The sequence below is a fragment of the Microbacterium sp. JZ101 genome, from assembly GCF_053903175.1.
In genome coordinates this window covers 35,111-59,965 of sequence record NZ_CP096400.1, presented here as the reverse complement: position 1 = coordinate 59,965, position 24,855 = coordinate 35,111, and the positions used below count along the sequence as shown (strand labels likewise).

General features: G+C 72.3%; 19 protein-coding genes. 10 read left to right on the top strand and 9 right to left on the bottom strand.

Annotation, left to right across the window (positions count from 1 at the left end):
- Positions 1 to 242: 242 nt before the first annotated feature.
- From M1D56_RS00265 to M1D56_RS00255, 3 genes are read right to left on the bottom strand one after another with little or no spacing between them, the layout of a single operon-like run.
- Positions 243 to 851: a hypothetical protein gene (locus M1D56_RS00265; protein ID WP_456284280.1), complete on the bottom strand. Its 609-nt coding sequence runs from the start codon at positions 849 to 851 to the stop codon at positions 243 to 245.
- Between the two features lie 9 nt (positions 852 to 860).
- On the bottom strand, positions 861 to 5,165 hold the full coding sequence (locus M1D56_RS00260; RefSeq protein WP_456284279.1) for an FtsK/SpoIIIE domain-containing protein: 4,305 nt from the start codon (positions 5,163 to 5,165) through the stop codon (positions 861 to 863).
- A 37-nt stretch (positions 5,166 to 5,202) separates the two neighbouring features.
- Positions 5,203 to 6,372, bottom strand: coding sequence for an Ig-like domain-containing protein (locus M1D56_RS00255; protein ID WP_271172609.1), 1,170 nt, complete (start codon positions 6,370 to 6,372; stop codon positions 5,203 to 5,205).
- A 135-nt stretch (positions 6,373 to 6,507) separates the two neighbouring features.
- On the opposite strand from M1D56_RS00255, the gene M1D56_RS00250 reads away from it, so the two are divergent.
- The 7 genes from M1D56_RS00250 to M1D56_RS00220 all read left to right on the top strand — a co-directional run bounded on the left by M1D56_RS00250 (position 6,508) and on the right by M1D56_RS00220 (position 12,705).
- On the top strand, positions 6,508 to 7,056 hold the full coding sequence (locus M1D56_RS00250; protein WP_456284278.1) for a hypothetical protein: 549 nt from the start codon (positions 6,508 to 6,510) through the stop codon (positions 7,054 to 7,056).
- Entirely contained in the window at positions 7,053 to 7,808 is a 756-nt protein-coding gene (locus M1D56_RS00245) for a hypothetical protein (protein ID WP_456284277.1), read from the top strand. Before M1D56_RS00250 ends, M1D56_RS00245 begins: the two co-directional genes overlap by 4 nt.
- Before the next feature lie 217 nt (positions 7,809 to 8,025).
- Positions 8,026 to 8,433: a hypothetical protein gene (locus M1D56_RS00240; protein WP_456284276.1), complete on the top strand. Its 408-nt coding sequence runs from the start codon at positions 8,026 to 8,028 to the stop codon at positions 8,431 to 8,433.
- A 17-nt stretch (positions 8,434 to 8,450) separates the two neighbouring features.
- Positions 8,451 to 9,209, top strand: coding sequence for an ATP-binding cassette domain-containing protein (locus M1D56_RS00235; protein ID WP_456284275.1), 759 nt, complete (start codon positions 8,451 to 8,453; stop codon positions 9,207 to 9,209).
- 84 nt (positions 9,210 to 9,293) lie between these two features.
- Complete coding sequence (locus M1D56_RS00230) at positions 9,294 to 10,493, top strand: hypothetical protein (protein WP_456284274.1); 1,200 nt, start codon at positions 9,294 to 9,296, stop codon at positions 10,491 to 10,493.
- Positions 10,490 to 11,116, top strand: coding sequence for a hypothetical protein (locus M1D56_RS00225; RefSeq protein ID WP_456284273.1), 627 nt, complete (start codon positions 10,490 to 10,492; stop codon positions 11,114 to 11,116). Before M1D56_RS00230 ends, M1D56_RS00225 begins: the two co-directional genes overlap by 4 nt.
- A gap of 119 nt (positions 11,117 to 11,235) precedes the next feature.
- A complete protein-coding gene (locus tag M1D56_RS00220; RefSeq protein WP_456284272.1) occupies positions 11,236 to 12,705 on the top strand; it encodes a DUF5129 domain-containing protein in 1,470 nt (489 codons plus the stop codon).
- Positions 12,706 to 12,881: 176 nt separating this feature from the next.
- Here M1D56_RS00220 and M1D56_RS00215 read toward each other — a convergent pair whose 3' ends face one another.
- The 5 genes from M1D56_RS00215 to M1D56_RS00195 form a co-directional block, all read right to left on the bottom strand.
- Positions 12,882 to 13,181: an amino acid transporter gene (locus M1D56_RS00215; protein WP_271172605.1), complete on the bottom strand. Its 300-nt coding sequence runs from the start codon at positions 13,179 to 13,181 to the stop codon at positions 12,882 to 12,884.
- Positions 13,178 to 13,840: an acyl-CoA synthetase gene (locus M1D56_RS00210; protein WP_282978437.1), complete on the bottom strand. Its 663-nt coding sequence runs from the start codon at positions 13,838 to 13,840 to the stop codon at positions 13,178 to 13,180. Before M1D56_RS00210 ends, M1D56_RS00215 begins: the two co-directional genes overlap by 4 nt.
- Before the next feature lie 113 nt (positions 13,841 to 13,953).
- Complete coding sequence (locus M1D56_RS00205; protein ID WP_456284271.1) at positions 13,954 to 16,317, bottom strand: GNAT family N-acetyltransferase; 2,364 nt, start codon at positions 16,315 to 16,317, stop codon at positions 13,954 to 13,956.
- Positions 16,314 to 17,663, bottom strand: a complete 1,350-nt coding sequence (locus M1D56_RS00200) for a lysine N(6)-hydroxylase/L-ornithine N(5)-oxygenase family protein (RefSeq protein ID WP_456284270.1) — start codon at positions 17,661 to 17,663, stop codon at positions 16,314 to 16,316. Before M1D56_RS00200 ends, M1D56_RS00205 begins: the two co-directional genes overlap by 4 nt.
- Positions 17,660 to 19,237 carry a pyridoxal phosphate-dependent decarboxylase family protein gene (locus tag M1D56_RS00195; protein ID WP_456284269.1) on the bottom strand — a complete coding sequence of 526 codons (1,578 nt, stop codon included), beginning with the start codon at positions 19,235 to 19,237 and terminating at the stop codon, positions 17,660 to 17,662. Before M1D56_RS00195 ends, M1D56_RS00200 begins: the two co-directional genes overlap by 4 nt.
- A 117-nt stretch (positions 19,238 to 19,354) precedes the next feature.
- On the opposite strand from M1D56_RS00195, the gene purU reads away from it, so the two are divergent.
- The 3 genes from purU to M1D56_RS00180 all read left to right on the top strand — a co-directional run bounded on the left by purU (position 19,355) and on the right by M1D56_RS00180 (position 22,812).
- Positions 19,355 to 20,230: a formyltetrahydrofolate deformylase gene (purU, locus tag M1D56_RS00190; RefSeq protein WP_271172600.1), complete on the top strand. Its 876-nt coding sequence runs from the start codon at positions 19,355 to 19,357 to the stop codon at positions 20,228 to 20,230.
- A 148-nt stretch (positions 20,231 to 20,378) separates the two neighbouring features.
- Complete coding sequence (locus M1D56_RS00185) at positions 20,379 to 21,032, top strand: ThuA domain-containing protein (protein ID WP_456284268.1); 654 nt, start codon at positions 20,379 to 20,381, stop codon at positions 21,030 to 21,032.
- A gap of 79 nt (positions 21,033 to 21,111) precedes the next feature.
- Entirely contained in the window at positions 21,112 to 22,812 is a 1,701-nt protein-coding gene (locus M1D56_RS00180) for a long-chain-fatty-acid--CoA ligase (protein ID WP_456284267.1), read from the top strand.
- Between the two features lie 61 nt (positions 22,813 to 22,873).
- Here the strand turns inward: M1D56_RS00180 and M1D56_RS00175 are convergent, their stop codons facing one another.
- Positions 22,874 to 24,835, bottom strand: a complete 1,962-nt coding sequence (locus M1D56_RS00175; protein ID WP_456284266.1) for a BCCT family transporter — start codon at positions 24,833 to 24,835, stop codon at positions 22,874 to 22,876.
- Positions 24,836 to 24,855: the final 20 nt, after the last annotated feature.

Sequence of the window (24,855 nt, the reverse complement as noted above, 5' to 3'; positions counted from 1 at the left end):
GGCAGCCGCACAGCCACTCCGGTCGCACTTCCCGGCCCTGATCCGCCGAATACGGCCGCGAACTGCGACCCCGGCAGCCGCGCCCACCACTCGGGTCGCACTTCCCGGCCCTGAACCGCCGAACACGGCCGCGAACTGCGACCCCAACAACCGCGCCCACCACTCCGGTCGCACTTCCCGGCCCCAAACCGCCGAATACGGCCGCGAACTGCGACCCCAACAGCCGCACCCCCACCCCCGACTCAGGCCGGCGACAGCGCGATGTCGACGTCGCCGACGCGGAGGGCGTCGCCCGGGCGCACCTCGACCCGCTCCTCGCCCACGGGGAGCGGAATGGTCCGGTCGCCGCGGCGCAGCGATGAGCCGTTTCCGGAACCGGCGTCGCCCGCCCGCAGGACGCCCCGCTCGAGTTCGAGGTACAGGTGCACGCGCGACATCGACCGCGTCGTGTCGGCGACCTCCACGGCCTGCGCGCCGAGGGTCGCCGCGGTCTGCTCGGGTCGCCGCCCGATGACCGCGCTGCCCGAGACGATGACGTCCTCCCCCGTCGAGAAGACGAGTCGGACCCGCTCGCCCCACGCCTCGCGCGCCCGGGCCGCGGCACGGGTCGCGGGCGGTGCGATGTCGGGCGGCGTCCACGCGGGGGCGGATGGCGCGGTGGCGGCCCTCGAAGCCGCGGCCGGCTCCGCGGACGGCACGGGTGCCGGCGCCGCCGAGCGCTCCGTCGGCTCCCACCCGTCGTCGGCGGCGCGGTCGGCGCGCGTCGTGAGGACGAGCTGCCCGCACGCGAGGCAGTACATGCTGCTGGGTTCGAGTGTCGCAGCGCAGTACGCGCAGCGTGCCGATGCCATGTCAGCTCCTCACTGGCGGATGTCGGGAACGCGGACGGGCAGCCAGCCGCGGGGTGTGGAGAGCACCCCGCCGCCGATCGGCACCTGCCCGAGCATGAACTTCGGGATGGCCGCGCCCGCGGCCTGGGTGCCGTAGAGCGCGGCCTCCGGGCGGAGCACGATCGCGCGCCGCGAGCGCTTGGCCTCGACGAACGGACCGCCGAAGAGGGTCGACGTCGACTCGGCGTCGACGGCCACGATGAAGACGGCACGGTGCCGCACGCCCGTGAGGGCGTGGTCGAGCGGGGCGTTCTTGAGCTGCTCGACGTCGTCGACCACGAACGTCACGACCCCGGGGAAGGGCGCGAGCACCTCGTCGAGCTCGAGCGGGGTGAGTGCCGTGTTCTCGATGACCGGCACACCCATGTCGCGCGCGAGCTCGCTGAGCGGCGAGGGCCGGGGCGCCACGACGACCGCGTGGTCGCCGCGCTCGGCGAGCTGGCGCAGGATGACGGCGAGCGTCGACGAGCGCCCCGAGCGCCGCGTGCCCGAGACGACGAAGCCGCCGTCGCCCGGCCACGTGAGCGTGCAGCGCGCGAGCCGGTCGCCCCCGACCGCGACGACGATGCCGTCGGGGTCGTCGCCCTCCGCCACGGGGAGGTCGCGCACGGCCGACAGCGCGATGTACTTCGGCAGCGGGTCGACGCGGAACGGCTCGGGGCCGGTCGCTCCCCCGCGCTCGTCGAACGCGTCGCGCACGCGCTCGACGACGCGCCGCAGCGCGGTCGTCTGGGCCTCGCCGCTCGTGTCGCGCCCGAGCACGGCCAGCTGCGCCTCCGCCGCCTCGGCGCCGAAGAGCACGCGTCCCTGGGGGAGATCGGTCGGCACATCCTTCGCGTGGATGCCCGCCGCGCGATAGTCCGCGATGTCGCGCACCGGCAGCACGTACTGCGTGTCGACGAAGTTCGTGACCTTGTCGCCGAACACGCCGCGGTCGCCCGTCATCACGACGCGCACGCCCACGGCGGGGCCCTCGCGCAGGAGTCGGATGAACTGCTCGCGGAAGGCGAGGAGCTGGTCGGGGCCCATCGACGAGAGCAGGCGCTCCCAGCCGTCGACCGCGACGATCGCGAACGGCAGCGCGGCATCCGGCGCGTTCCGCCGCTGCTCGGAGATGTGCCCGACGCCCGCGCTGGAGAGCACCGTCTGGCGGCGCTGGAGGTCCTCGAGGAGGCGCTGCATGAGGCGCGGCAGCCGGTCGCTGTCGAGCTGGGTGACGACCGCGCCGCAGTGCGGGGCGTCCGCGAGCGGCAGGAGGGCGCCGTTGCCGAAGTCGGCGATGTAGAGGTGCACGTCGCCCGGGTCGACCCGCTCGACCACCTGCGCGAGCACGGTGCGCAGCGCCGTCGTGCGCCCCGACAGGGCCCCGCCCGCGAAGAGCAGGTGCGAGCCGGTCGCGATGTCCCACGTGAGCGTGCGCTGCGCCTGCGCCTTCGGCACGTCCTCCAGGCCGAGGACGATCTCGGTCTCCCGCAGCGCCTCCCCCTCGAACCGCTCGACCGGAAGCGTCACCGGCAGCGGGACGAGCCACGGGCTCGGGTTCTTCGCGATGCCGAGCTGGTCCGACGCGGCCGTGATGAGGTTCACGAGCGCGCGCAGATCCGTGTCGTCGTGGTCGTGGTTCTCGGCGTGCGCGGCAGCGGGCGGGTACTTCACGGGGAAGCCGAGCGCGTCCCACGTGATCGGCGCCTTGGGCGGCAGCACCTTCGTCGCGCGCACGGCGCCGGGGCGGATGCCCGCGACGCGCGCCGTCTGGAAGCCCATCGGCGCCGCCGACGGCCCCAGGCGCACGAAGCCGCGCCCGGGGGTCGACGGGCTGATGAGCGCGGCCTCGCCCGAGCCGAGCACGTCCGACGAGTCGTTGCGATCGGTCACGCGCAGGGCGACGCGCAGGTTGATGTTCGACTGCATCTCGGGCGTGACGACGCCGGAGGGCCGCTGGGTCGCCAGCACGAGGTTGACGCCGAGCGAGCGGCCGACGCGGGCGATCCGCACGAGGCCGTCGATGAACTCCGGCAGCTCGGTGCGCAGCTCGGCGAACTCGTCGATCACGAGCATGAGGCGCGCGAGACCGCGGCGGGCTGCCGTCTCGGCATCCTTCGCCCACGCGGCGTCCACGTCCTTCGCGCCCATCTCGCGGAGCACCTGCTCGCGCCGCTTGAGCTCGGCGTCGAGCGACGCGAGCGCGCGCTCGGTCTCGCGCGCGTCGAGGTTCGTGACCATGCCGACGGTGTGCGGCAGGCGCTCGCAGTCGGCGAACGCCGACCCGCCCTTGTAGTCGATGAGCACGAAGTTGAGCGCGTCCGGCCGGTTGGCCATCGCGAGGCCCACGACGAGCGCCTGCAGGAACTCCGACTTGCCCGATCCGGTCGTTCCCGCCACGAGGGCGTGCGGGCCGTCGCGCGAGATGTCGAGGGCGAACTCCCCGTCGGCGTTCGCGCCGACCACGACGTAGGTGTTGCGCGGCTGCGCGTTCCAGCGGCGCACGAGCGGCGACGGATCCTCGAGGTCGATCCCGAGGAGGTCGACCATCCGCACGCTCGTCGGCAGCATCGCCTCGTCGCCCACCCCCGAGACGTGCTCGAGCGAGCACAGCGCCCTGGCCATCCGCTCGCACTGCGGCACCGAGACGCCGTCGAGCAGCACCGACGGGAAGTAGCCGCCCGGCCGCTCGAGCGACGCCATCGACGGATCAGACGGGTCGACGACCACGACGCTCGTCGCCTCCTCGGGCAGGCGCGATCGGTCGCTGTCGAGCGCGAGGACGTGGATGCCGTGCTGCGCTCCGTGCTCGAGCAGCGGCACCATGCCGGGCAACATGCGGAAGCGGCGCGCCCCGTCGACGACGACGAGCACGTCGGTGGGCGCCTCGTAGCCGCGCTGGCCGGCCATCCGCATGCGCACGTCGAGGGCGACGGCGATCTCCCGCAGCCGCTCGCGGCGCGTGTCGTCGTCGTTGCCGATGAGGGCGGGCACGTGCTCGGCGGTGTGCGCGTGCGGGAGCCAGCTCGTCCACCCCCACTCGGCCTCCGCGCCGTCGTCGCACAGCACGATGACCTCGGCGTCGCGGGGGCTGCGCAGCGCCGCGAACGACAGCACCATCGAGCGCGCGAGCGACCGCACAGCGTCGGCCGGCCCCGCCACGCCCACGACGCCCGCGCGGCAGTCGACGGCCACGGGCGCGGGCCCGACGCCGACGCGCTGCTCGGCGCCGCGGTCGCGGCCGCCGCCCTCGAAGCGCACGTCGAGGTCGATCTCGGTCACGCCCACGCGCAGCGCCATGGCGTCGTCGTCGGCCTTGCGCCGCTCCCATAGACGCGAGAGCGGGCGCAGGACGATGTCGCGCACGACCACGGGGTCGGGCAGCCGGTACCAGGCGGCCAGGCGCTGGCGCTTGACGAGATCGCGGATGCGCTCGCCCGCGACGCGGACCTCGTCGATCCACTGCTGCTCGGTCTTCAGCCCCTTCTTCTGCGCGAGCTTGCGCTGCGTGAGGAACGAGCCGATCACCATGATCGGGCTCGCCGCGGCCATGAGCAGCATGACGGGTCGCTGGAAGAGGATGGCCATGGTCACGCCGAGCACGACGGGGATGACGGCCGACAGCCACGGCAGAGGCGACTGATCGGGGTCGTCCGGCTTGTCGCCCGGGAGCTGGATGGACGGCTGCACGGCGCGCGCGGGGACGCGCGACGGGCGGTTGAATCCTCGGCCCCCGATCGTGTCGGTGAGGTCGGCGTCGGCGTGCGGCGCCATGCCGATGCGGAGCACGAGGCTGCCGATCTGGACGAGGTCGGCCGGCACGATGCGCTCGGGCGCGGTGATCGCGACGTCGTTGACGAGCGCCTTCGCCCCGGCCGCCGGGGTGATCGTCGCGAGGAGGGGGTCGGATGGCCCGCCGAGGGCGATCTGGATCGTCAGGTGGGCGGGTGCGAGCGCCGGGTCGGCGACGCGCACGTCGTCGCCCTCGCCCGAGCCGACGGTGAGCGCCTGCCCGCGCTCGACGGGGACGGTCTGGCCCGCGAACGGACCGCCGACGATCTCCAGGCGCACGGTGCGCGGGTCGGGCTCGGGCGCGGCCCGGTCGGGGATGACCGCGCCGGAGAGCAGACCGGCCCCGGCGAGCGGCGTCGCCGGGTCTGCGCCGCCCGCGAGCAGCTGCGGGCTCACGCCGAGCGACTCGGCCACCTCGCCGACGGTCGTCGCCTCGTCGACGTCGAGCAGCCAGGAATCGGCCTGCGCGGGCGTCGTCTGCAGGGTCAGGCGCACGCTCATCGGCTCGCGTCCTCTCGGTCGTTCGGGGTCTTCGGGGTCATCGGGCGCCCACCCGATCGAGCAGCGCGCCGAGCGGTCGGAAGACGCCCGCGGAGCGCTCCGATTCCACGGGCGTCGCCGGCGCGAGACGCAGGGGCACGCGCAGGCCGACGAGCTCGACGTCCTCGTCCTCTGCCGGCGGCTCCTCGCCGCGCGCCTCCGCGGCCTCGACCTCCTTGTCGCGCTGCGCCTGCTGCGCGGCCTCGAGCTCGGCGCGCGGCACCCGCTCCGCGGGCTCGACCGGCTGGGCGGACACGAGGCCCTCCGTGGGCAGGTCGCCGTCGGGGAGCGAGAGCGTCACGGAGCCGGTCGCCTGCGCGCCGCCCTGCGCGATGTGGAAGCTGAACTGATCGGCGCGCGCGCCGTCGCGGGGCAGATAGCGCGCGATGCCGTCGGCGCCGCACACCACCGTCCCGTGCACCGCGTCGCCGCACGAGACGAGAGACAGACGCGCACCCGGGTCGGTCGCCACGAGCCCCGCGAGATCGAACTCGGAGACCTCCCCGGGCGTGAGCGGCGCATGCACGGACTGCGCCACGGGCGGCCGCTCGGCGCGGTACACCGGCACCGTGATAGTCGCGGGCTCCGACCAGGTGCCGTACTGGTCGGCCATCCGCACCGTGACCTCGAGCGGGCCGTCGAACGAGGCCTTCGGGCGGATCACGAGGTGCGTCTCCGTGGCCGTGACCTCGGCGACATCGGACGGCGAGACGGAGAAGACCTCCAGGCGACCGCCTCCCCCGCAGACGAGGCACGTCGCCCCGAGGTCGCTCACGGGGAGGAGCAGGGTGCCGCCGGCCGCGACCGGATGCGGGTAGGCGGCCGACGGGACCGACGGAGCCTCGGGCGCCTCGAGAGACACGACGTACTCCATGGTCGTCGTCGTGCGCCCGTTCGTCATGGGCACCGGCACGATGTCGCTGCCGTAGTCGGGGTCGTACTCCTCCGCGCGCAGGAGGAACCCGTCCGCCGCGCACGCGACGACGAGGTCGGACGCGGCCAGCACGGGCGCGCAGTCCGTCACGGTCCAGCCCTCCGGCGTGTTCACCGCCTTCTCATCGAGATACGGGATGGCGATCGCGTTCGGCCCGCTGTAGGCGGCGGCCGGCGCGACGAGGCTCGCGGCAGAGGCCGCGGCGAGGGCGAGGACGGCGAGGCTGCGGCGCATGCGTCGCTCCTCTCCGTCGCCTCGCCGCGCGCGGACGCGGCGGCTTCCCATGCTAGGTCGGGCTGCCCGGTGTCGTTGGGGGCAGTACTCCCCACCTCCGCCCATCCGGTCGTGCGCGAGAATCGACGGGATCCCATGAACGCGCCATCCGCAGCCCCGCCGCCCGCGATCGGAACCGACGCCGGGCAGACCCGCCTGCGCGCCGACGGCCCGAAGCCGCCTCTCGGCCGCGGCGGATGGCCGCTCCCCGAGCTGACCGCGCGCCAGCAGCGCCCCAAGCGGTGGTGGCGGCACCCCGCTTTCCTCGTCTCGGCCATCCTCACGATCCTCGCGATGCTCGGGATGGCCGCGTGGATGGTCGTCAGCGCGATGCTCTCGAGCGACGTCGTCGTCTCGGACATCGCGCTCACCGTGCAGGACGGCAACGCCCACCTCGACTGGGAGGGGCCCGACGCGGCGTACTCGGTCTACGCCGTGCCCGGCGACGGCACGGCGACCGACCTCAGCCAGTTCGTGATCGAGAGCACCGAGGTCTGGCTGCCGCAGTCGACGGGCGCGTTCGAGAGCGACACGTGCTTCGTCGTGCGCGCAGCGGCCTTCGCCGACCAGCCGGTCGCGCTCGACGCGGCGGCCCTCGCCCGCGAGGGCGCGCAGAGCGTGTGCGTGGCGCAGGCGAAGCGATGAGACAGCGTGCCGCCGCCGCCCTCGTGCTCACGGCGATTGCGCTCGCGCTCGCCGGCTGCTCGGGCGCCGCGGGCGTCGAGGCGGAGCCGCTCGAGGGCGTGGACCTCGGCGCCTACGACCCCGCGCACCCGGGGAACGGACTCTGGCTCATCCCCGGAGAGCAGGCGATCGCGGAGATCGCGGAGGCGGTGCGCGCCGCGGGCGACGTGCGCTACGAGGGCTCGTACACCGAGCTCGTCGTGCACGATGATCCCGAGACGCCGCCCTCGCCCGGGCGCACGGTGTCGGTGACGTTCGCGGGCGACCCCGAGTCGTACGAGGCGAGTCTCGCGGCCGGCGACCTCGCGCTCGACGTCGTCGTCGCCGAGGGCGCCGCGTACGTCCGCGGCAACGACGCGTTCGCGCAGCGAAGCGGGCTCGCGGCGGCGCGGGACGGCTTCGTGTGCCTCGCCTCCGCGAGCGCGCTCGACGACTGGCAGCCGCTGCTGGATCCGTCGCTGCTCGTCGAGCAGCTCCTGCGCAGCGCCGAGGAGGTCGCCGTCATGCCGCCCGCGGCCGACGCCGAGACGACCGAGCTCGTGATGGGCGGCAGCGAGAGCCCGACCGGTCACCTGACCGTCGCGGCCGTGGGTGCGCCGCTCCCTCTCGAGTTCCTCGCGGGAGATGGCTCCGGCGACGGCCGCTTCTCGTTCGCGGCGTGGGGCGAGGACGTCGCGGTGACGGCCCCGGAGGATCTCGCGCAGGGGTGCTGACCTCCGTCGTGCGGCGGATCCGCGCGGCCGGGTCCCGCGCCTAGGGTGGTCACGACGACGACCGGGGAGGTCCCATGTCCCGATGGATGCGCGCGGCGGTCGCGACCGGCGGTCAGGGCTTGGATGGGCTTCTCGCACCACCTGGACACGCCCGGGAAGCGTTGTCCCCCGAAAGGCCTACATCGGAGATATATCGCCTATGAATACGCTGTGAGGCATGAAACGAAAGCTCATGTCCCTGGTCCTCGCTGCTTCGATCGCGCTCGGTGGGGTTGCCGCTACCGCTGCGCCGGCGATGGCGGATCAGGGCACTCTTCCTAGCGGCTGCTCCCTCTCGGCAACCGCACCGGTCGCGTCGTCCACGAAGATCAAGTACAGCGGCCAGGGCTACTGCACCGCGCCCGCCATCTACAAGCTGCACGTCGAGCTCTGGCACTGGTGGTCCTGGCTCCCCGCGGTCGACGTCCACGAGTCGATGGACTGGTCTGGACCGAGCTGGGCGGCGGGCGCGAGCGTGTGCGACAACGGCGGGACCGCCGACTACTTCACGAAGGCCGCCTACTACCGCAACTCGGGCGGCGACATCATCCGCGAGAGCGCCGTTCGCTCGGTCACGCACTGCTAAAGGGTAGGTTCGCTCGAGTGTCACCTTCGACCCTCGAGATCCGCCGTCTGTCTCTTCACCGAGGCAGGCGGCGGATCTACGACAATCTGAACCTGTCCCTCGAAAACGGGATCACGGCCCTGCTCGGACCCAACGGCGCGGGGAAGACGACGCTCCTGTCCGCTCTCCTCCGTCCGGATCTCCTCCGCACCGGATCTGTGCACCTCAACGGCGAGCAGATCACACGGGGCCCCGTGTTGCGGCGCTATCACGCCCAGCTCGGGCACATGCCTCAGGACTGGCGCTACTTCGCAGGGTTCACCGCGCTCGAAAGCGTCGCGTATGTTGCGTGGCTGAAGGGGGTCGCGGACGTGCGGGCGGCCGCCCGGTCGGCTCTTGAACGCGTCGACCTGCTCGACAGGCGCAATCTGCCCGTGCGGAAGATGTCGGGAGGAATGAGGCAGCGGGTCGGTCTTGCCGAAGCGCTGGTGAACGAGCCTTCCGTCGTGCTCCTGGATGAGCCGACCGTCGGCCTCGATCCTGCCCAGCGCGCATCGTTCCGCAGCGTCCTCGCCGCGGAAGCACGCCATCGGGCGGTGCTCATCAGCACCCACCTGACGGATGATGTCCGGGCGATCGCGGACCGCGTGCTCGTCGTCGAAAGTGGTGCGATCGTCTTCGACGGCACCCCTGCTGAACTCGCTGCCCTCGGCGGTGCTGATCATCGAGATCCCGGGGCACTCGAGAGCGGATACCTTGCCGCCGTCAGCGCACGACCCGTCGTCAACACGAACTGAAAGCCCGCCTTGCTGCGCCAGCTCCTCACGCACACCCGTCACTCCAGCACGTGGATCCTCGCCGCGATCATCGCGGTTCTCTCGGTGCTGATCGCGCTGACCACCCGCAGAGACGGTCTCGATCTCTGGCCGGACCTCGTCTCAGGGCTGTCTCAATCCGGCATCTTCACAGGTACTCTCGCAGCGGGCTTCTGCGCGTTCGAATCCTCCCGTTGGGTGCTGCCGGCGTCTGCCCGCCTGGCTGGCTCCGCCCGCTCGCCGCTCTCGGCGCGGATGATCCACGCCGCCGCGGTCATCGCCCCGGTCCTCCTCGGATTCCTTGCTGCGGTCGCCGTCCTCGCCGTCACGGGCGCGGTGACACAGCGCTACGGTGCGCCGTACCTGCCCTGGCTGATGGCTCTGGGTGCCGCCCTCGTGCTGGCGGGAACCATGGGCTACGTCATCGGACTCGTGGGCGGGCGTCGCTGGTACGTCGCCCCGCTCGCAGCGCTGGCCTTCCTCGGGCTGTACATCCTCTCCCGCCTCGTTCCGATGCCGTATGGCGTGAAGTCCCTGTTCCCCGTCATCGTCAACACCGATGGCGTCTTCGTGCGACACCTTCCCACCGCCATGCTGGGCCAGGTCGCGCTCTTCCTCGGTGTGGCACTGATCCTCGTCTGCGGAGTTGGCCGAGGGTGGCGCCATGCTCGCAGGATGGCGGTCGCGGTCGTTGCAGGGGCATCTGTCGTCGCGCTCGCGGGCGGGTTCGCGGTGATCTCCACCAACGGGCAGTACCTCACTGGATACAACAGTCGGGACTTCGTCTGCGAAGGCGATGAGCTCGAGATCTGCCTCAACCGCGGGTACGCCGATGCGATGCCGGATCTTCGCGCGCAGTTCGAGGACTTCAATGACCGGGCCTCGGGAACAGGGCTCGTCGCGACGAAGCTCGAGCAGAATGTCGAAGGCATCGGCGACGAGCCGAGTCCCGGCGCTCGCAGCGTGTACATCGAGCAGAACAATGACTTCGGCATGCAGCTCGCCGTCGCACGCTACGTCAACAAGTACGGCGGGATCATGGGATGCGACCCTGCAGATCTCGAGGCCTTCTACGCCGTGGGCGTCGTCAACACCTGGCTGACCGGGCTCGACGAGCTCGGCATCTCGACCTTCGGCGACGTTGCTCCCGGTAAGGCCGAGCTCGACCGCTTCATGGCATTGGACGTCGAGGCGGGAAACGCATGGTTCCGGGAGCATGAGGCCGACTACATGTCATGCAGCCTGTCGCTCGCGGAGCTCCCGTGACCGGCGCCCAGCTCTTCATCACCTCACGCCGGTGGCTCATCGTCGCGGGGGTCAGCCTCGCGACCGGCCTTCTCCTCTGGGCTGCGGGGCATGCGACATACACGCTGATTCCCAGAGGCGAGTTTCCGATCGCGGTCGCGCAGCAGTTGCCGCTCCTGCCGGCGATCGCGATTCAGGCGACTCTGCATCCCGGGCTTCATACGAAGGAACTCGTCTCGTCGCGGTCGCTTCGCCCCTGGCGCGGCGCCCACATCATCGTTCTCACGACAGCCGCGGCGATCGCCATCGTGCTCGGCACCGCCCTCGCCGCCGCTGTGTCCGTCCCGCCGGAGTTCGCGAACGCGGCTGCTCTCGTACGCAATCTCCTCGCGCTGACCGGCGCCGCCCTCATCGCCTCAGCCGTCGTGGGGCAATGGTTCGCATGGACCGTTCCGCTGGCATGGCTCATCTTGCCGTACCTGTTCATACCCCGCCCGAGCGAAGACCCGATCGGAATCCTCACCCTCACCGCACAGGACGGAGACGAGGCCATCCCCTTTGCCGTCGCGTGCGCCGTCTGGAGCGCAGGCGCGGTTCTTCATATCTTCCGGGCACCCCGACGAATGGCCGCCCTACCCAGATAGGAGATCCGCCATCGGCCGAGGTCATGCGAGGCCCAGGGGTGCTGACCTCCGTCGTGCGGCGGATCCGCGCGGCCGGGACGCGCGCCTAGGGTGGTCACGACGACGACCGGGGAGGTCCCATGTCCCGATGGATGCGCGCGGCGGTCGCGACCGCCATCCTCGCCCTGACCGCGCTCGGCGGCGCGACGGCAGCGCAGGCCGTCTCCCTCGACGACGGCGACCTCGTCGTCGAGGACACCGCCGGTCGCCTCTACCTGCCGCAGCTCGAGGACGCGCTCGACGTGATCGACTTCTACGCGCCCACCACCGTCGCGATCTACACCTACGAGGGCGAGGCCTCCGATGAGATGAACGAGCGCGTCCTCGCGTACGCGCGCGAGAGCCATCCCGAGTGGATCACCGACGACGGCCAGAAGTGGGCCGACGGGCTGTTCCTCCTCGCCCTCGACCCTGAGGGCCGACAGGTCGGGACGTACTTCGGCGAGGACCGCGCCGTGTCGCTCGACGACCAGGCGGCCATCCAGGACGCGACGAAGGACGCGTTTCGCGCAGGCGACTGGACGGGCGGGGTGATCGACGGCGTCGAGGCCGCCGCGGGGATCATCGAGCGCCCCTGGTACGCCTCGCCCGCCGTCATCGTCACAGGCTGGGTGGGCGGGGGCGCGGCTGTAGGCGCGTGGCTCATCGCCCTCGGCGTCCGCGCGAGCCGCCGTGAGAAGGTCGCGGCGGCGCTCACGCGCGGAGGCGAGCATCTCACCCGCGTGACGATGGACCTCGAGACAACGGAGCTCGCGGCGCGCACGCTGCCGTCGGACTCGCCGTACGCGCAGCGGCTCGACCAGCGCTTCCACGACTTCTCGGCCCGCTACCACCGTGCCCTCGAGGAGCAGCGCCGCATCGAGGCGCTCACGAAGAAGGAGCGCTCGCGCGCCGACGCCGTGGAGGCCGCGCGCCGGTTCGCCGACGAGACGGCCGAGATGGACTTCGTCGACGACGCGATCGTGCACGCCGCGGCGCTCCTCACGAAGTCGCACACGTGGGAGCGCGCGTGGGCGGCGCAGGTCGATCCGGTGCGCGAGGACCTCGCGGGGATCACGGCGCTCGTGGAGGACCCCGCGGCGGCGGAGCTCGCGACCGCGCACGCGCTCACGGCCTTCCGGGCGGAGGCCGAGGCCGAGCTCGAGCGGCTCGGCGCCGGACTGCGCGCGGGCTCCCTCGAGCCGGGCGACGCGCTCGCGGCGCTGGAGGCGCTGCGCGCGCGGCTCTCGGACCTGCTCGCCGATCACTCGCGCGCCCTCATCGCGGCGTTCGCGCAAGCCGACTCGGAGCGCGAGGCGATGGAGGCCGAGCTCGAGCGCGAGCGCCAGACGAACCGCGCCCGCACAGGCTCGATCCTCGACACGGTGTCGACGCCGGGGCAGTACTGGAGCCCCGTGGCCTTCAGCGCCGGATACTCGGCCGGCGTCACGCAGGTCGAGAGCGACCGCAGCGCCGCGTCGTCGTCCTCGTTCTCGAGCGGCGGCAGCGCGACCGGGTACGGCTCGAGCGGCGGGAGCTTCTCAGGCTCCGGCAGCTCGTCCCGGTTCTGAGCACGCGGAGCGCGCGCCAGAGCAGGAGAATCCGCCCACAGCAGGATGGATTCGGCGACGACGTCCTGCTGCCGCGCGATTCGCCTGCGCCCGGCGGTGGCGCGGGGCGTGGCAGGGCGGTGGCGGGGCGGCGGTGGCGCGGGGCGGCGGGGGCGGGGCCGGGTGGGCCGCGGGGACTACTTCGCCTCTGGCTCGTCCTCGTCGGGGAGGAGCACGGGGCGGTCGATCGTCTTCGTCACGTCGGCCGGGTCGACCACGAGGAGCAGCATCGCGACGACGAGCAGCACGACGATGAAGACGATGCCCGCGATGATCGAGGCGACCGTCCAGGCCTGGGAGATGACCTCGATGGGCTGCTGCGTGAACGCCCCCATCGACATGGCGCCCACGAGCAGCGCGAACACGGCCGACCCGAAGGCGATCGCGAGCAGCTGGACAGGGCGCATGAGCGCGCGTCGGGTGGGCTTGTCGGTCACGGACGGTCCTCCGAGGTGCGGGGGTCGCCCCCGCTGATGGGTGCGGCGGTCTCCGCCGACGCGGCGGACGGCGACGCGGGCGAGAACCCGGCGATCGCGAGGAACACCGCGACGATCGCCGCGTAGCCGCCGAAGAGGCCGACCGCGATGATCTCGCCGGTGAGGGTGAAGGTGCGTCCGGCGTCCTCGATGAAGTAGTCGAGCGCGTATCCCGAGGGCACGAGCAGCGTCGCCGCGCCGATGACGAGGGTCAGCACGCCGATCGTGAGGGTGTCGCGCGCGACGATCCTCTCGCCACGGCGGCGCTGGGCGACGCCGAGGCCCGTCTCGAGCGCTCCTGCGACGAGCGCCCACACGGGGATGACGACGAAGTAGAGAGCCGGGCCGCGCAGGCTCGTGATGCCCGCGGCCATGCCGGCGAAGAGGTGTGCGAAGGCCAGCAGGGCGGGCAGGACGCGCTGCCCCGCGGACGTGACCATCCAGGTGCCGAGCCCCAGCACGACGGCGGTCGCGATCGCCCACCCGCTGAAGACCGAGAGCCCGACCGCGGCCGAGTGATCGGGCGAGAAGGTCACCATGAGGGCCGCCAACGCCGCGATGAGCGCGCGCAGCAGCTGGACGTGGCGCGTGCTCGGGGCGAACGGCTGACGTGCGGGCATGGTGATGGGACCTCGTGCGTGCGAAGGGACACGTCCAGTCTAGGGAACCCGCCCCTGGGAACGGCCCGTCACGCGAGGGAGGGGCTCGTGCGCTCCCCTCCCTCGCGTGACGATCAGACGCGCGCGACCGGGTTCGGCATCTCACCCGCGTACAGCAGCGACTCCGCCTGGTTGGCGAGGTCGACCATCTGGAGCGTGTTGCGCAGCTGCAGGCGGTTGAGGCACGAGTGCGCGAAGGACCCGGCCCTCAGGTCGACGTCGCCCGCGAGCCCGCGCGCGAGGTCGGGGTGGTCGCCTTCGTAGCGGTCGAGGCACTCGGCCACGAGCCGCCAGAACGACGGGGCAGGGAGGAGCCCGTCCGCATCGAGGATCGCCGCGAGGTGCCGCAGGACGCCGTCGAACACGTCGGTGAAGATCGCGAGGGCCTTCTCGCTCCCCGGCGCCTCGGCGCGGATGCGCTCGACCTCCGGCGGCAGGCCGCGCGGACCGAGCACGGCGACCTCCTCGCCGATGTCCTTCATGAACGCGCGCGCGACGGTGTGCTCGCGCAGCACGAGGATGAGGTTCTCGCCGTGCGGCATGAACGCGAGATCGTGGCCGAGCACGCCGTGCACGAGCGGCCGCAGGTACGCGTGGAGGTAGGCCCGCAGCCACTCCTCGGGCGATCGACCCGACGCCCGGATGAGAGTCGTCGCGTAGGCGGAGCCCTCGTGATCGCGGTGGAGCAGGGCGGCCATCGTGACGAGCCGCTCCCCCGGGCCGATGAGCGGCACGGGGCTCTCGCGCCACAGCGCCGCGAGCATCTTCCGGTGGGGGTTCGGGGTCGGCGTGCGGTGGTAGATGTCGCCCGTGTACCCGATCGCCGCACGCTCGCGCAGCACGGCGAAGCCGGCCTCCGCGAAGGTCGCGTCCGACGCGACGGTGCCGGCGACCCAGTCGTTGATCGCGGGGGTGTCGCGCATGTACGCGGGCGAGAGGCCGCGCAGGAAGCCCATGTTCTGGATGGCCAGGGCCACCTTCACATAGGGAGCGCCGGGCCGCGTGAGGTTGAGGAACGTCCGGATGGACTGCTGCGCCTGGTACTCGTCGGCGCTCCGCCCGAGGAGGACGAGGTGACCGCGCGCGACGTCCGCGGCGAAGGTGACCGGGAGACGGTGCTCCGCCTGCCAGGGGTGGAGCGGGAGGAGATGGAAGCCCGCGGGGTCGTGACCCGCGTCGGCGAGGCGCTCCGCGAAGGCGCGCCGCTCGTCGGCCGTGAGCGCCTGCTCGAGGTGCGTCGCCTCGTCGAGACCGCGCCCGAGCGACAGGTGCGTGTGCTCGCGGGCGGCCGCGACCCACACGAGGCGCGTGCGGCGTCCGTTCTCGGGCGCGAACGCGCTCCAGTCCGCGTGCGAGAACCCGATGCGCCCGTTGTTGGCGAGGAAACCCGGATGCCCCTCCGTCATCGCCGCCTCCGTCTCGGGGAAGCTCGCCTCGAGCAGGCCCTCGGCGGTCGGCGACGCGCCGTCCAGAGCGCGCTGGCGCTTGCCGGCCGCGCTCGCGAGCGTCGACGAGAGCTCCTCGAGGTAGACCGACAGGAGCTGATCGGGGATGCCCAGCCGCGGCTGGAGCTCGAGGATCAGCTCGAGCACGTCGAGCTCGAGCTCGGCGCCGTCGCGCTCGCGCCGCACGCTCGCGGGGTCGATCGCCCAGTGCTCGAGGGGGAGCAGGCGGGCGCGGAAGGTGTAGCGCACGTCGCCCTCGGCCACCTCCCACCGCCCGTCCGCGAGCGGCGTCGGCGCGATGAGCCGCTCGTGGGAGAGCTCCGAGAGCGCCTTCACGACGAGGTGCCGATGCGCGTGCGCAGCCAGGTCGGCGGTGAGGTGCGGCAGCGGCGAGCGCTCCCCCGCCCAGCCGGCGCCCAGCGGGCTCGCCGCGAAGTCGTCGCGCGTGCAGACGCTGAGCGCGGCGCGCTTGACCCGCCCCTCCGCGAGGAGGTCGACCTCCCCGAGCACCCGGAAGCCCGCGGCGGCGTTCTTCGCGAGGATCGGCTCGTTGCGCACGTCGGGCTCGACGACGACCCGGCTCCGGCCGAGTCCGCCCTCCCGCGGCGTGCCGAGGCAGAAGCGCATCACCCCGCGCATGACCGCCGACGTGAAGCCCGTCTTCGGGTCGCCCGCAGGCGGCGCGATGAGGAGATGCATGCCGATGTCGCCGGGCTCGGCGCGGAACACGTCCGGCGGGAGCAGCGTGTCGGGCTCGTAGGTCTCGACGTAGAACGCGGCCTCCCCGTCGACGCGCCCGAGCCATCCCCCGTGCCTCGCGTCATCCGCGATCGTCTCGAGGTACGCGCGGACCTGCGCGACGTCGAGGTCCGCCATCTCCCAGAAGCGCGAGCGCGGATGCGCGAGCCACCGCTGCAGGCGCGCTGCGTCGCGCGCGGGATCGATCGGCTCGATCTCGACGGCGAGCCGGGCGGAGACGGCCGTCGCGCTCATCGCGCCGCCTCCTCGAGCACGCGCGCCGCGCCATCCGTCGCCGCGCCGTCACCGGGGACGCCGAAGGTCTGGAACGCGATCCTCCGCTCGATCGGGTACGGCTCACGGCCCGTGATGGCCGCGAGCACGACCGACGCCCGCCAGGGCCCGAAGCCGAGGTCGGGCGCCGTCACGCCGTGCGTGTGCTCCTCGCCGCCGACGACATGGATGCGCTCGGCGTCGTCGACGGCGTACGTCCGCGCGACGTCGAGGCGGCCGCGGCGATCCCTGCGCACGCGATGCGCGACCGGGTCGAGGAAGTCGGGGACCTCGGCGCGGTAGCCGGTGGCGGCGACAACGGCCCTCGTGCGGTGCTCGTGCGTCCGATCGAGCTGCGCGTGGCGCAGGGTGAGCACGTGCTCGCCCGTCTCGACGTCATGGCGCGCGTCGACGACCTCGGTGTCGGTGAGCAGCGTGGACGGCACCGTGCCGTCCGCGCTCGACAGCCGGTAGAGGGTGTCGTAGATCTCGTCGACGAGGTCCGCGCTGATGCCCTTGTAGAGCCCGCGCTGCTCGCGGCCGAGACGCTCGCGCAGCTCCTCGGGAAGGGAGCGGTAGTGGTCGGTGTACTCGGGCGACGTCATCTCGAGCGTGAGCTTGGTGTACTCCATCGGGAAGAACCGCGGCGAGCGCGTGACCCAGTCCACCCGCCCCTCGCGCGCCTCGAGCAGGTCGCGGTAGACCTCGGCGGCGGACTGCCCGCTGCCGACGACCGTCACCGCGCCGCTCGCGAGGAGCGCTGCGCGGTTCGGGAGGTACTCGGCGGAGTGGACGACCGGGCCTGCGCCCGCGCCGGACAGCCTCTGGAGAGCCGACGGCAGCACGGGTCGTGTGCCGACGGCCAGGACGACGTGCCGCGCGAGATGCTCCTCGATGCCGCGCACCCCGCCATCCGGCCCGCGCACCTCGGCGCGGACGCGGAGCAGGTCTCCGGCCTCCTCCACGGCGACGACACGGCGGCGCCAGCGCAGCGTCGGCAGCTGCGCCGCGACCCAGCGGCAGTAGGCGTCGTACTCCGAGCGCAGCGGATAGAAGGACTCGCGGATGTAGAACGGGTAGAGCCGCCCCGTCGCTTTCAGGAACGCGAGGAACGAGTACGGCGAGGTCGGGTCGGCCATCGTCACGAGGTCCGCGAGGAACGGCACCTGGATGGTCGCGCCGTCGATCATCATGCCCGGATGCCACCGGAAGCCGTCGGCCTGGTCGAGGAAGACGGCATCGACGTCGGGCAGCGGCTGCGCGAGGGCGGCGAGCCCGAGTCCGAACGGGCCGATGCCGATCCCGACGAGATCGCGGACCGCGCTCATCGGCCGTCCTCCTCGGCGATCAGGCGCGGGAGGCGCGGATGGACGTCGCGGCACGGCGGATCGTCGCGCGTCGCGAGGGCGTCGCCCGCGAGGAGCCCGTGCGCCGTCGCGCGCACGAGGTCGAGCACGGCCTCGATGTCCGCCAGAGTGGCGTCGGGGTTCAGCAGCGTCAGTTTGAGACACGGGACGCCGTCGATGACCGTCCGGGCGACCATGGCGCGGCCCGACTGGAAGAGCACGCGGCGCACGAGCGGGACGAGCCGGTCCGCGGTCGCGTCGTCGACGCCATCCGGCTGGTAGCGGAACAGCACCGTGCTGAGATCGGTCGTGCCGACCGGGCGCAGCTCGGGGTCGGCGTCGAGGCGCTCGCGCACACGGCGGGCCAGCGCGCAGACGTCGTCGAACATCCGCCCCACCCGGTCGGGGCCCAGCGCGCGCAGGGTCGTCCACAGCTTGAGCGCGTCGAAGCGCCGCGTGGTCTGCAGCGAGCGGTCGACCTGGTTCGGGTCGGCGTCGTCGGCCCGCGCCTCCTCGACGGGGTTCAGGTAGTCGGCGTGCCACGCGGCGGCGAGGAGGTCGGTCGCCTCGCGCACGATGAGCGCGCTCGAGGACACGGGCTGGAAGAACGTCTTGTGGAAGTCGACCGTGACCGAGCTCGCACGCTCGATCCCGTCCAGCAGCCCGCGCCGTGTGGGCGACACGAGCAGGCCCCCGCCGTACGCGGCGTCGACGTGCAGCCACACGCCGTACGCGTCGCACAGACCTGCCGCCGGACGGATGGGGTCGACGATGCCGCGGTCGGTCGTGCCCGCGGTGACGACGACGGCCATGACGACCCCGCCCGCGCCCGTCGTCTCCGCGAGCGCCCGTGCGAGCGCCGCGGGATCCATCCGCCCGTCCGGGTCGACCCCGACCGGCACGACCGCGTCGGCCGAGAGCCCGAGAAGGTGCGCGGACCGGGCGACGGAGAAGTGACTCGCGGCGGTCGTGAGCACGCGCAGCCGCGCCATCGCGCGTCCGCGGTCGTCGACCCCGCGCAGCGCCTTCTCCCGCGCGAGGAAGAGCGCCTGCAGGTTCGACTGCGTGCCGCCCGAGGTGAAGATCCCGTCGCCGTCAGCGAACCCGATCCGCTCCGCCGTCCAGGCGACGAGGCGCCGCTCCATGAGCGTCGCGACGAGGGACTGGTCGTACGTGTCGACCGAGGTGTTGATCGCCGCGAGCATCGCCTCGGCGGCGACGGCCGGGAGGACGACCGGGCAGTTGAGGTGCGCGGCGTAGGCCGGGTGGTGGAACCAGACCGCGTGCTGCGCGTAGAGCTCGTCGGCCTCGCGGAGCGCCGCCGCGCTGCCGATGCCGTCGTCGTCGAGCGCGACGGCGTCGACGAGCGCCTCGAGCTCCCGCCGCTCGGCACCCGAGGACGGGGCGGTCGTCATCCGGAACCGCGCCGCGACGGCGTCGACGACGCCGTGCACGAGCCGCGCGTACTCGTCCGCGGTCCGATCCGTCAGCAGCGCGGTCGCACCGGCTGTCTCCCCCGCGGCGCTCCCGCTCGTCTCCGGCAGAACTCGTGCCATTCGCGTGATCCTCCATGCTCGTCTGTTACTTAGGCTTGGCTAACCTAAGGCACGGCAGCGGATCCGGCGAGTCGCCGCTGCACGGATGCCCGGAGAGGCGCTGAGAGAATGGAGGGCATGACGCCCCAGAGGGAAGAACTGATCGACCACGCCTGCCTCATCGTCGACGGCCCCGACCAGTCGGGGGTCGTGGCCGCGATCGCCGCGCTCATCGCGCGCAACCAGGGCAACATCGTGTCGCTCGATCAGCACTCGACCGACCCCGAGGGCGGGAAGTTCTTCCAGCGCGTCGTGTTCCATCGCCCCAACTTCCCGGTCGCGAAGGACGAGATCGAGGCCGACCTCACCGCGACCCTCGCGCCGCTCGGCATGAACTGGACGCTCAACGATCTGTCGATCCCGAAGCGGATGGCCATCCTCGCCTCCAAGGACGACCACTGCCTGCTCGACCTGCTATGGCGCCATCGTCGCGGCGAGCTGCCGGTGAGCATCCCGATGGTCATCGCGAACCACACGACGACCGCCGAGGACGTCCGCTCGTTCGGCGTGCCGTTCTTCCACGTGCCGTCGCAGGCGGGGCCGGACAAGTCGCAGTCCGAGGCCGAGATCGTCCGGCTGCTGAAGGGCAACGTCGACTTCGTCGTGCTCGCCCGGTACATGCAGATCCTCTCGAGCGACTTCCTCGAGCAGGTCGGCGTGCCGGTGATCAACATCCACCACTCGTTCCTGCCGGCGTTCATCGGGGCGAACCCGTACCGCAAGGCGAAGGAGCGCGGCGTCAAGCTCATCGGCGCGACGAGCCACTACGTCACCGAGGACCTCGACGAGGGTCCGATCATCGAGCAGGACGTCGTGCGGGTCACGCACGCCGATTCGGCCGACGACCTCCGCCGCCGCGGAGCCGACGTCGAGCGCGCGGTCCTCTCGCGCGCCGTGCTCTGGCACGCCCAGGACCGGGTCATCCGCCACGGCAACCACACCATCGTGTTCTGACCCTCTGACCCCCGGGTCTTCTGCCCCCTCTGCATGTCTCACTCGCCGCGGGAATCCCGCCGCCATTCCCGCGGCGAGTGAGACACGGTGAGCTCCCTGCTCCGACCTGGGCGGGCCGATAGCATCGGGCTGGACACGAAGGAGACCCATGCGCGCGCTCATCGCCACCGGAACGGGCCGCTACGCCGACCCCTGGCATCCGTACACGAAGACCAGCCCGCTCATCGCGGATGTCCTGCGCGAGGCGGGCTTCGACGTCGAGATCGACGAGGACGTCGACGGCGCGATGACCCGGCTCGAGGGCGTCGACCTGCTCGTCGTGAACGCGGGCGACCCGTGGCGATCCGAGACGACCGAGCCGCTCCCCGGGGCCTCCGTCGACGGCCTGCACGCCGCGCTCGAGCGCGGGATCGGCGTCATCGCCGTGCACGCGGCGCTCTCCTCGCTGCGCGACTACCCCGACTGGCCGGGCGCGATCGGCGGGATGTGGGTGCCGGGCATCTCGTGGCATCCGCCCCTCGACCGCGTGCGCATCGCGGGCGACGCGCTGCCCGACGGCACGCGGATCGACGACTTCGACGTCGAGGACGAGCGCTACACACGTCTGCAGGCCTTCGGCGAGCGGATGGTCGTGGCGCGGCACGAGACGGAGGGCGAGAGCCAGCCGACCGCGTGGGTGCGCGCGCACGGCGCGTCGCGGGTCGCCGTCGACGCTCTCGGCCACGACGAGCGGTCGTGGGCCTCGGATGGCCGCCGCGCGCTCTTCGCGCAGCTCGCGCGCTGGGTGACGTCCCGCGACTGACGCGACCCGGCCGCCTGTCAAGACCCTGCCGCCTGTCAAGACCCGGGTGGCGCAGAGGGGCCGCGGCTAGCGTGGGGTCATGACGTCTCCGTACGACTCCCGGCCCTGGCTGTCCGCGTATCCGCCGGAGGTGCCGCACGAGATCGGCGAGGTCACCCAGACCCTCGTCGACATGATGGACGCGAGCGCCGCCGCCTTCGGACGCCGGACCGCGCTCGAGTTCTTCGGCGCCGAGACGAGCTACCGCGAGCTCGGCGAGCAGATCGAGCGCGCGGCCGAGGGCCTGCGCCGTCTCGGCGTGCGACGCGGAGACCGCGTCGCGATCGTCCTGCCGAACTGCCCGCAGCACGTGGTCGCGTTCTACGCGCTTCTGCGTCTGGGAGCCATCGTCGTCGAGCACAACCCGCTGTACACCGCGCGCGAGCTGCGTCATCAGTTCGAGGACCACGGCGCGCGCTTCGCGATCGTGTGGGACAGGGTGCACGACACCGTCGCGGGGTTCCCCGACGACGTGCGCGTCGAGGGCATCGTGAGCGTCGATCTGACGCGGGCGCTCCCGTTCGCGATGCGGCTGGGCCTCCGCCTTCCCCTCCCGTCGGCACGCGCCGCCCGCGCGAAGCTCACGCAGCGGCCATCCGCCCGCCGGGTGACGACCTGGGAGTCGATCGTCGGCGCGCGCCGCCTGTCGCGGAGGACGCCTCGCCCCGCGCTCGACGACATCGCGCTTCTGCAGTACACGAGCGGCACGACCGGCTCACCCAAGGGCGCCATGCTCACGCACCGGAACCTCCGCGCGAACGCGATGCAGGGCGAGGCGTGGGTGCCAGGGCTCCGACCGGGTGCGGAGACGTTCTACGGGGTCCTCCCCCTGTTCCACGCGTACGGCATGACGCTCTGCCTGACCTTCGCGATGAGCATCGGCGCGCGCCTCGTGCTCTTCCCGACGTTCGACGTCGACCTCGTCACGAAGGCCGCGCGCACGAGCCCGCCGACGTTCCTGCCGGCGGTCCCGCCGATCTACGACCGTCTCGCGCGCGCGGCCGCGCAGGGCGCGATCGACCTCAGCTCGATCCGCTTCGCCATCTCGGGCGCGATGAGCCTCCCGACGGCGACCGTCCGCCGCTGGGAGGAGATCAGCGGCGGCGTGCTCGTCGAGGGCTACGGCATGACGGAGTCCTCCCCCGTCGCGCTCGGCAACCCGATGGGACCCACGCGCCGCCCCGGGACGGTCGGCGTCCCGTTCCCGAGCACCGACATCCGCGTCGTCGACCCCGACGACCCGACCAAGGACCTGCCTCCGGGCGAGGCGGGCGAGCTGCTCCTGCGCGGGCCGCAGGTGTTCTCGGGCTACTGGCAGCGCCCCGCCGAGACGCGCGCGGCGCTGCTCGAGGGCGGATGGCTGCGCACGGGCGACATCGCGACCGTCTCACCCGACGGGTTCGTGACGATCGTCGACCGGCTCAAGGAGCTCATCATCACGGGCGGGTTCAACGTCTCGCCGAGCGAGGTCGAGGAGACGCTCCTGTCGCATCCCGACGTCGTCGACGCAGCGGTCGTGTCGCTCCCGCGCGGGCAGGGCGGGGAGTCCGTGGGCGCATCGGTCGTGCTGCGCGAGGGCGCGGCCGCGGAGCCCGAGGCGCTGCGCGACTTCTGCCGCACGCACCTCGCCGCCTACAAGGTGCCGCGGCGCATCGACGTCGTCGACGAGCTGCCGCGCTCGCTCGTCGGCAAGGTCCTGCGACGCGAGGTGCGCGAGCGGATGGTCGGAGCACGCCCGTAGCGCACCTCCGGAACGCGACAGGGGCTCGGCCGAAGCCGAGCCCCTGTCGCATTCGGGGTCGTCAGACCCCCGCCTTGCGCTCCTCGTCGTCGCGCTCCTCGTCGCGCTCGTCGTCGGGAAGGCGGTCGCCGCCCGGCGCGGCCGAGCCGCCGAGATCGGGCTCGCTCTCGTCGGAGACGATCGGCATCGCCTCGGTCTTGGCGTAGAGCTCCGTGAACTCCTCGTCCACGACCGGCTCGACCCACGCGAGGTCGTCGCTCGAGTGGTCGTACGGAGCGGGGACGAGCGCGAAGTCGTCGCCGTACTCCTCGAGACCCGTGCGCACGCTGTGGCGGACGGCGCGCTCGGCGTACTCGTCGCGGAGGATGAGCGGGTCGCGGTGCAGGTCCTTCATGAACGCCACCATCATGAGCGCCATGATGACGGCGAACGGCAGCGCGGCGATGATCGTCACGTTCTGGAGCGCGGTCAGGCCGCTCCCCTCCTCGCCCGACACGAGGAGGATGGCCGCGATGACGCCGACGAGGGCGCCCCAGACGATCGTCACCCAGCGCGTCGGCTCGGGGTTGCCGCGCTGCGACAGCGTTCCCATCACGAGGGAGGCGGAATCGGCGCCGGTCACGAAGAAGATCGCGACGAGCACCGCGAGGATGACCGTCGTCACGCCCGCGAGAGGGAGGTTGCCGAGCACGCCGAAGAGCACGCTCTCGGGCGGCGAGACCTCGAGCCCGGCGCCGTTCATCTGCTGGTCGATCGCGGTCGTCCCGAAGATCGCGAACCAGATGAACGAGATGACCGACGGCACCACGACGACGACCGACACGAACTGGCGCAGCGTGCGGCCGCGCGAGATCTTCGCGATGAACATGCCCACGAAGGGCGACCACGAGATCCACCAGGCCCAGTAGAAGATCGTCCAGCCCGAGAGGAACGCCTGCACCTCGGGCCCCTGCGAGCCCGAGCGCGCGGCCATCGTCGTGAAGTCGGTGAGGAACTGCGCGGCGACCGACGGGATGATGTTGATGATGAGCATCGTCGGGCCGACGAAGAAGACGAAGAACGCCAGGAGCAGCGCGACGACGGCGTTGATGTTCGAGAGCGCGCGGATGCCGCGCGAGACGCCCGACACCGCCGACGCGATGAAGGCCGCCGTGAGCACCGCGATCACGCCGATGAGGAGGCCGTTGCCGACCTCGCCGATCCCAGAGATGAGCTCGACGCCGTGGCCGATCTGCAGCGCGCCGAGGCCCAGCGACGCGGCCGTGCCGAACAGCGTGACGATGATCGCGAAGACGTCGATCGTGCGTCCGACCGGACCCGTCGTCCGCCGCTCGCCGAGGAGCGGCGCGAAGATCGACGAGATGAGGGGCGTGCGCCCCCGGCGGTACGCGCCGTACGCGATCGCGCCGCCGACGAGCGCGTAGAACGACCAGGCCTGCGGGCCCCAGTGGTAGAGCACCTGGGTCAAGGCCGTGTGCATCGCCTCGACGGTGCCCGCCTCCGCCGTGTTCGGAGGAGGCGACTCGAAGAAGGTCAGCGGCTCGGCTGCGCCCCAGAAGACGAGGCCGATGCCCATCCCGGCGGCGAAGAGCATCGATATCCAGGAGAACACCGAGAACTCCGGCTCCTCGTCATCGCGCCCCAGCCGGATGCGGCCGAACCGGCTGAAGCCGATGTACAGCATGAAGACCAGGACCACCGTCGCGATGACGGTGAAGAACACCCCGACGTACTCGATCACCCACGAGAGCACGCTCGAGGCGGTGCCCGCGAGGTTGTCTCCTGCCGCAACGCCCCAGACGATGAACGCGATCGTGACGACGATCGCCGCACCGAAGACGACCCGGTCCGTCCGGAAATCGCGGCCGGTCTGCTCGACCCCGATGCCGGGGATGAGCGCCGGGTGGACTCCCTGCGGTGCCGGGTCGGCGATGTCACGGACGATTCTCTTCGCCGCGTCGGCGGGCCCCGATGGCTTCAGGGGCGCGCTCTGCTCACGGCGGCTCTTCTCAGTTCCGCTCATTCGCTCCATCCTGCCACGCA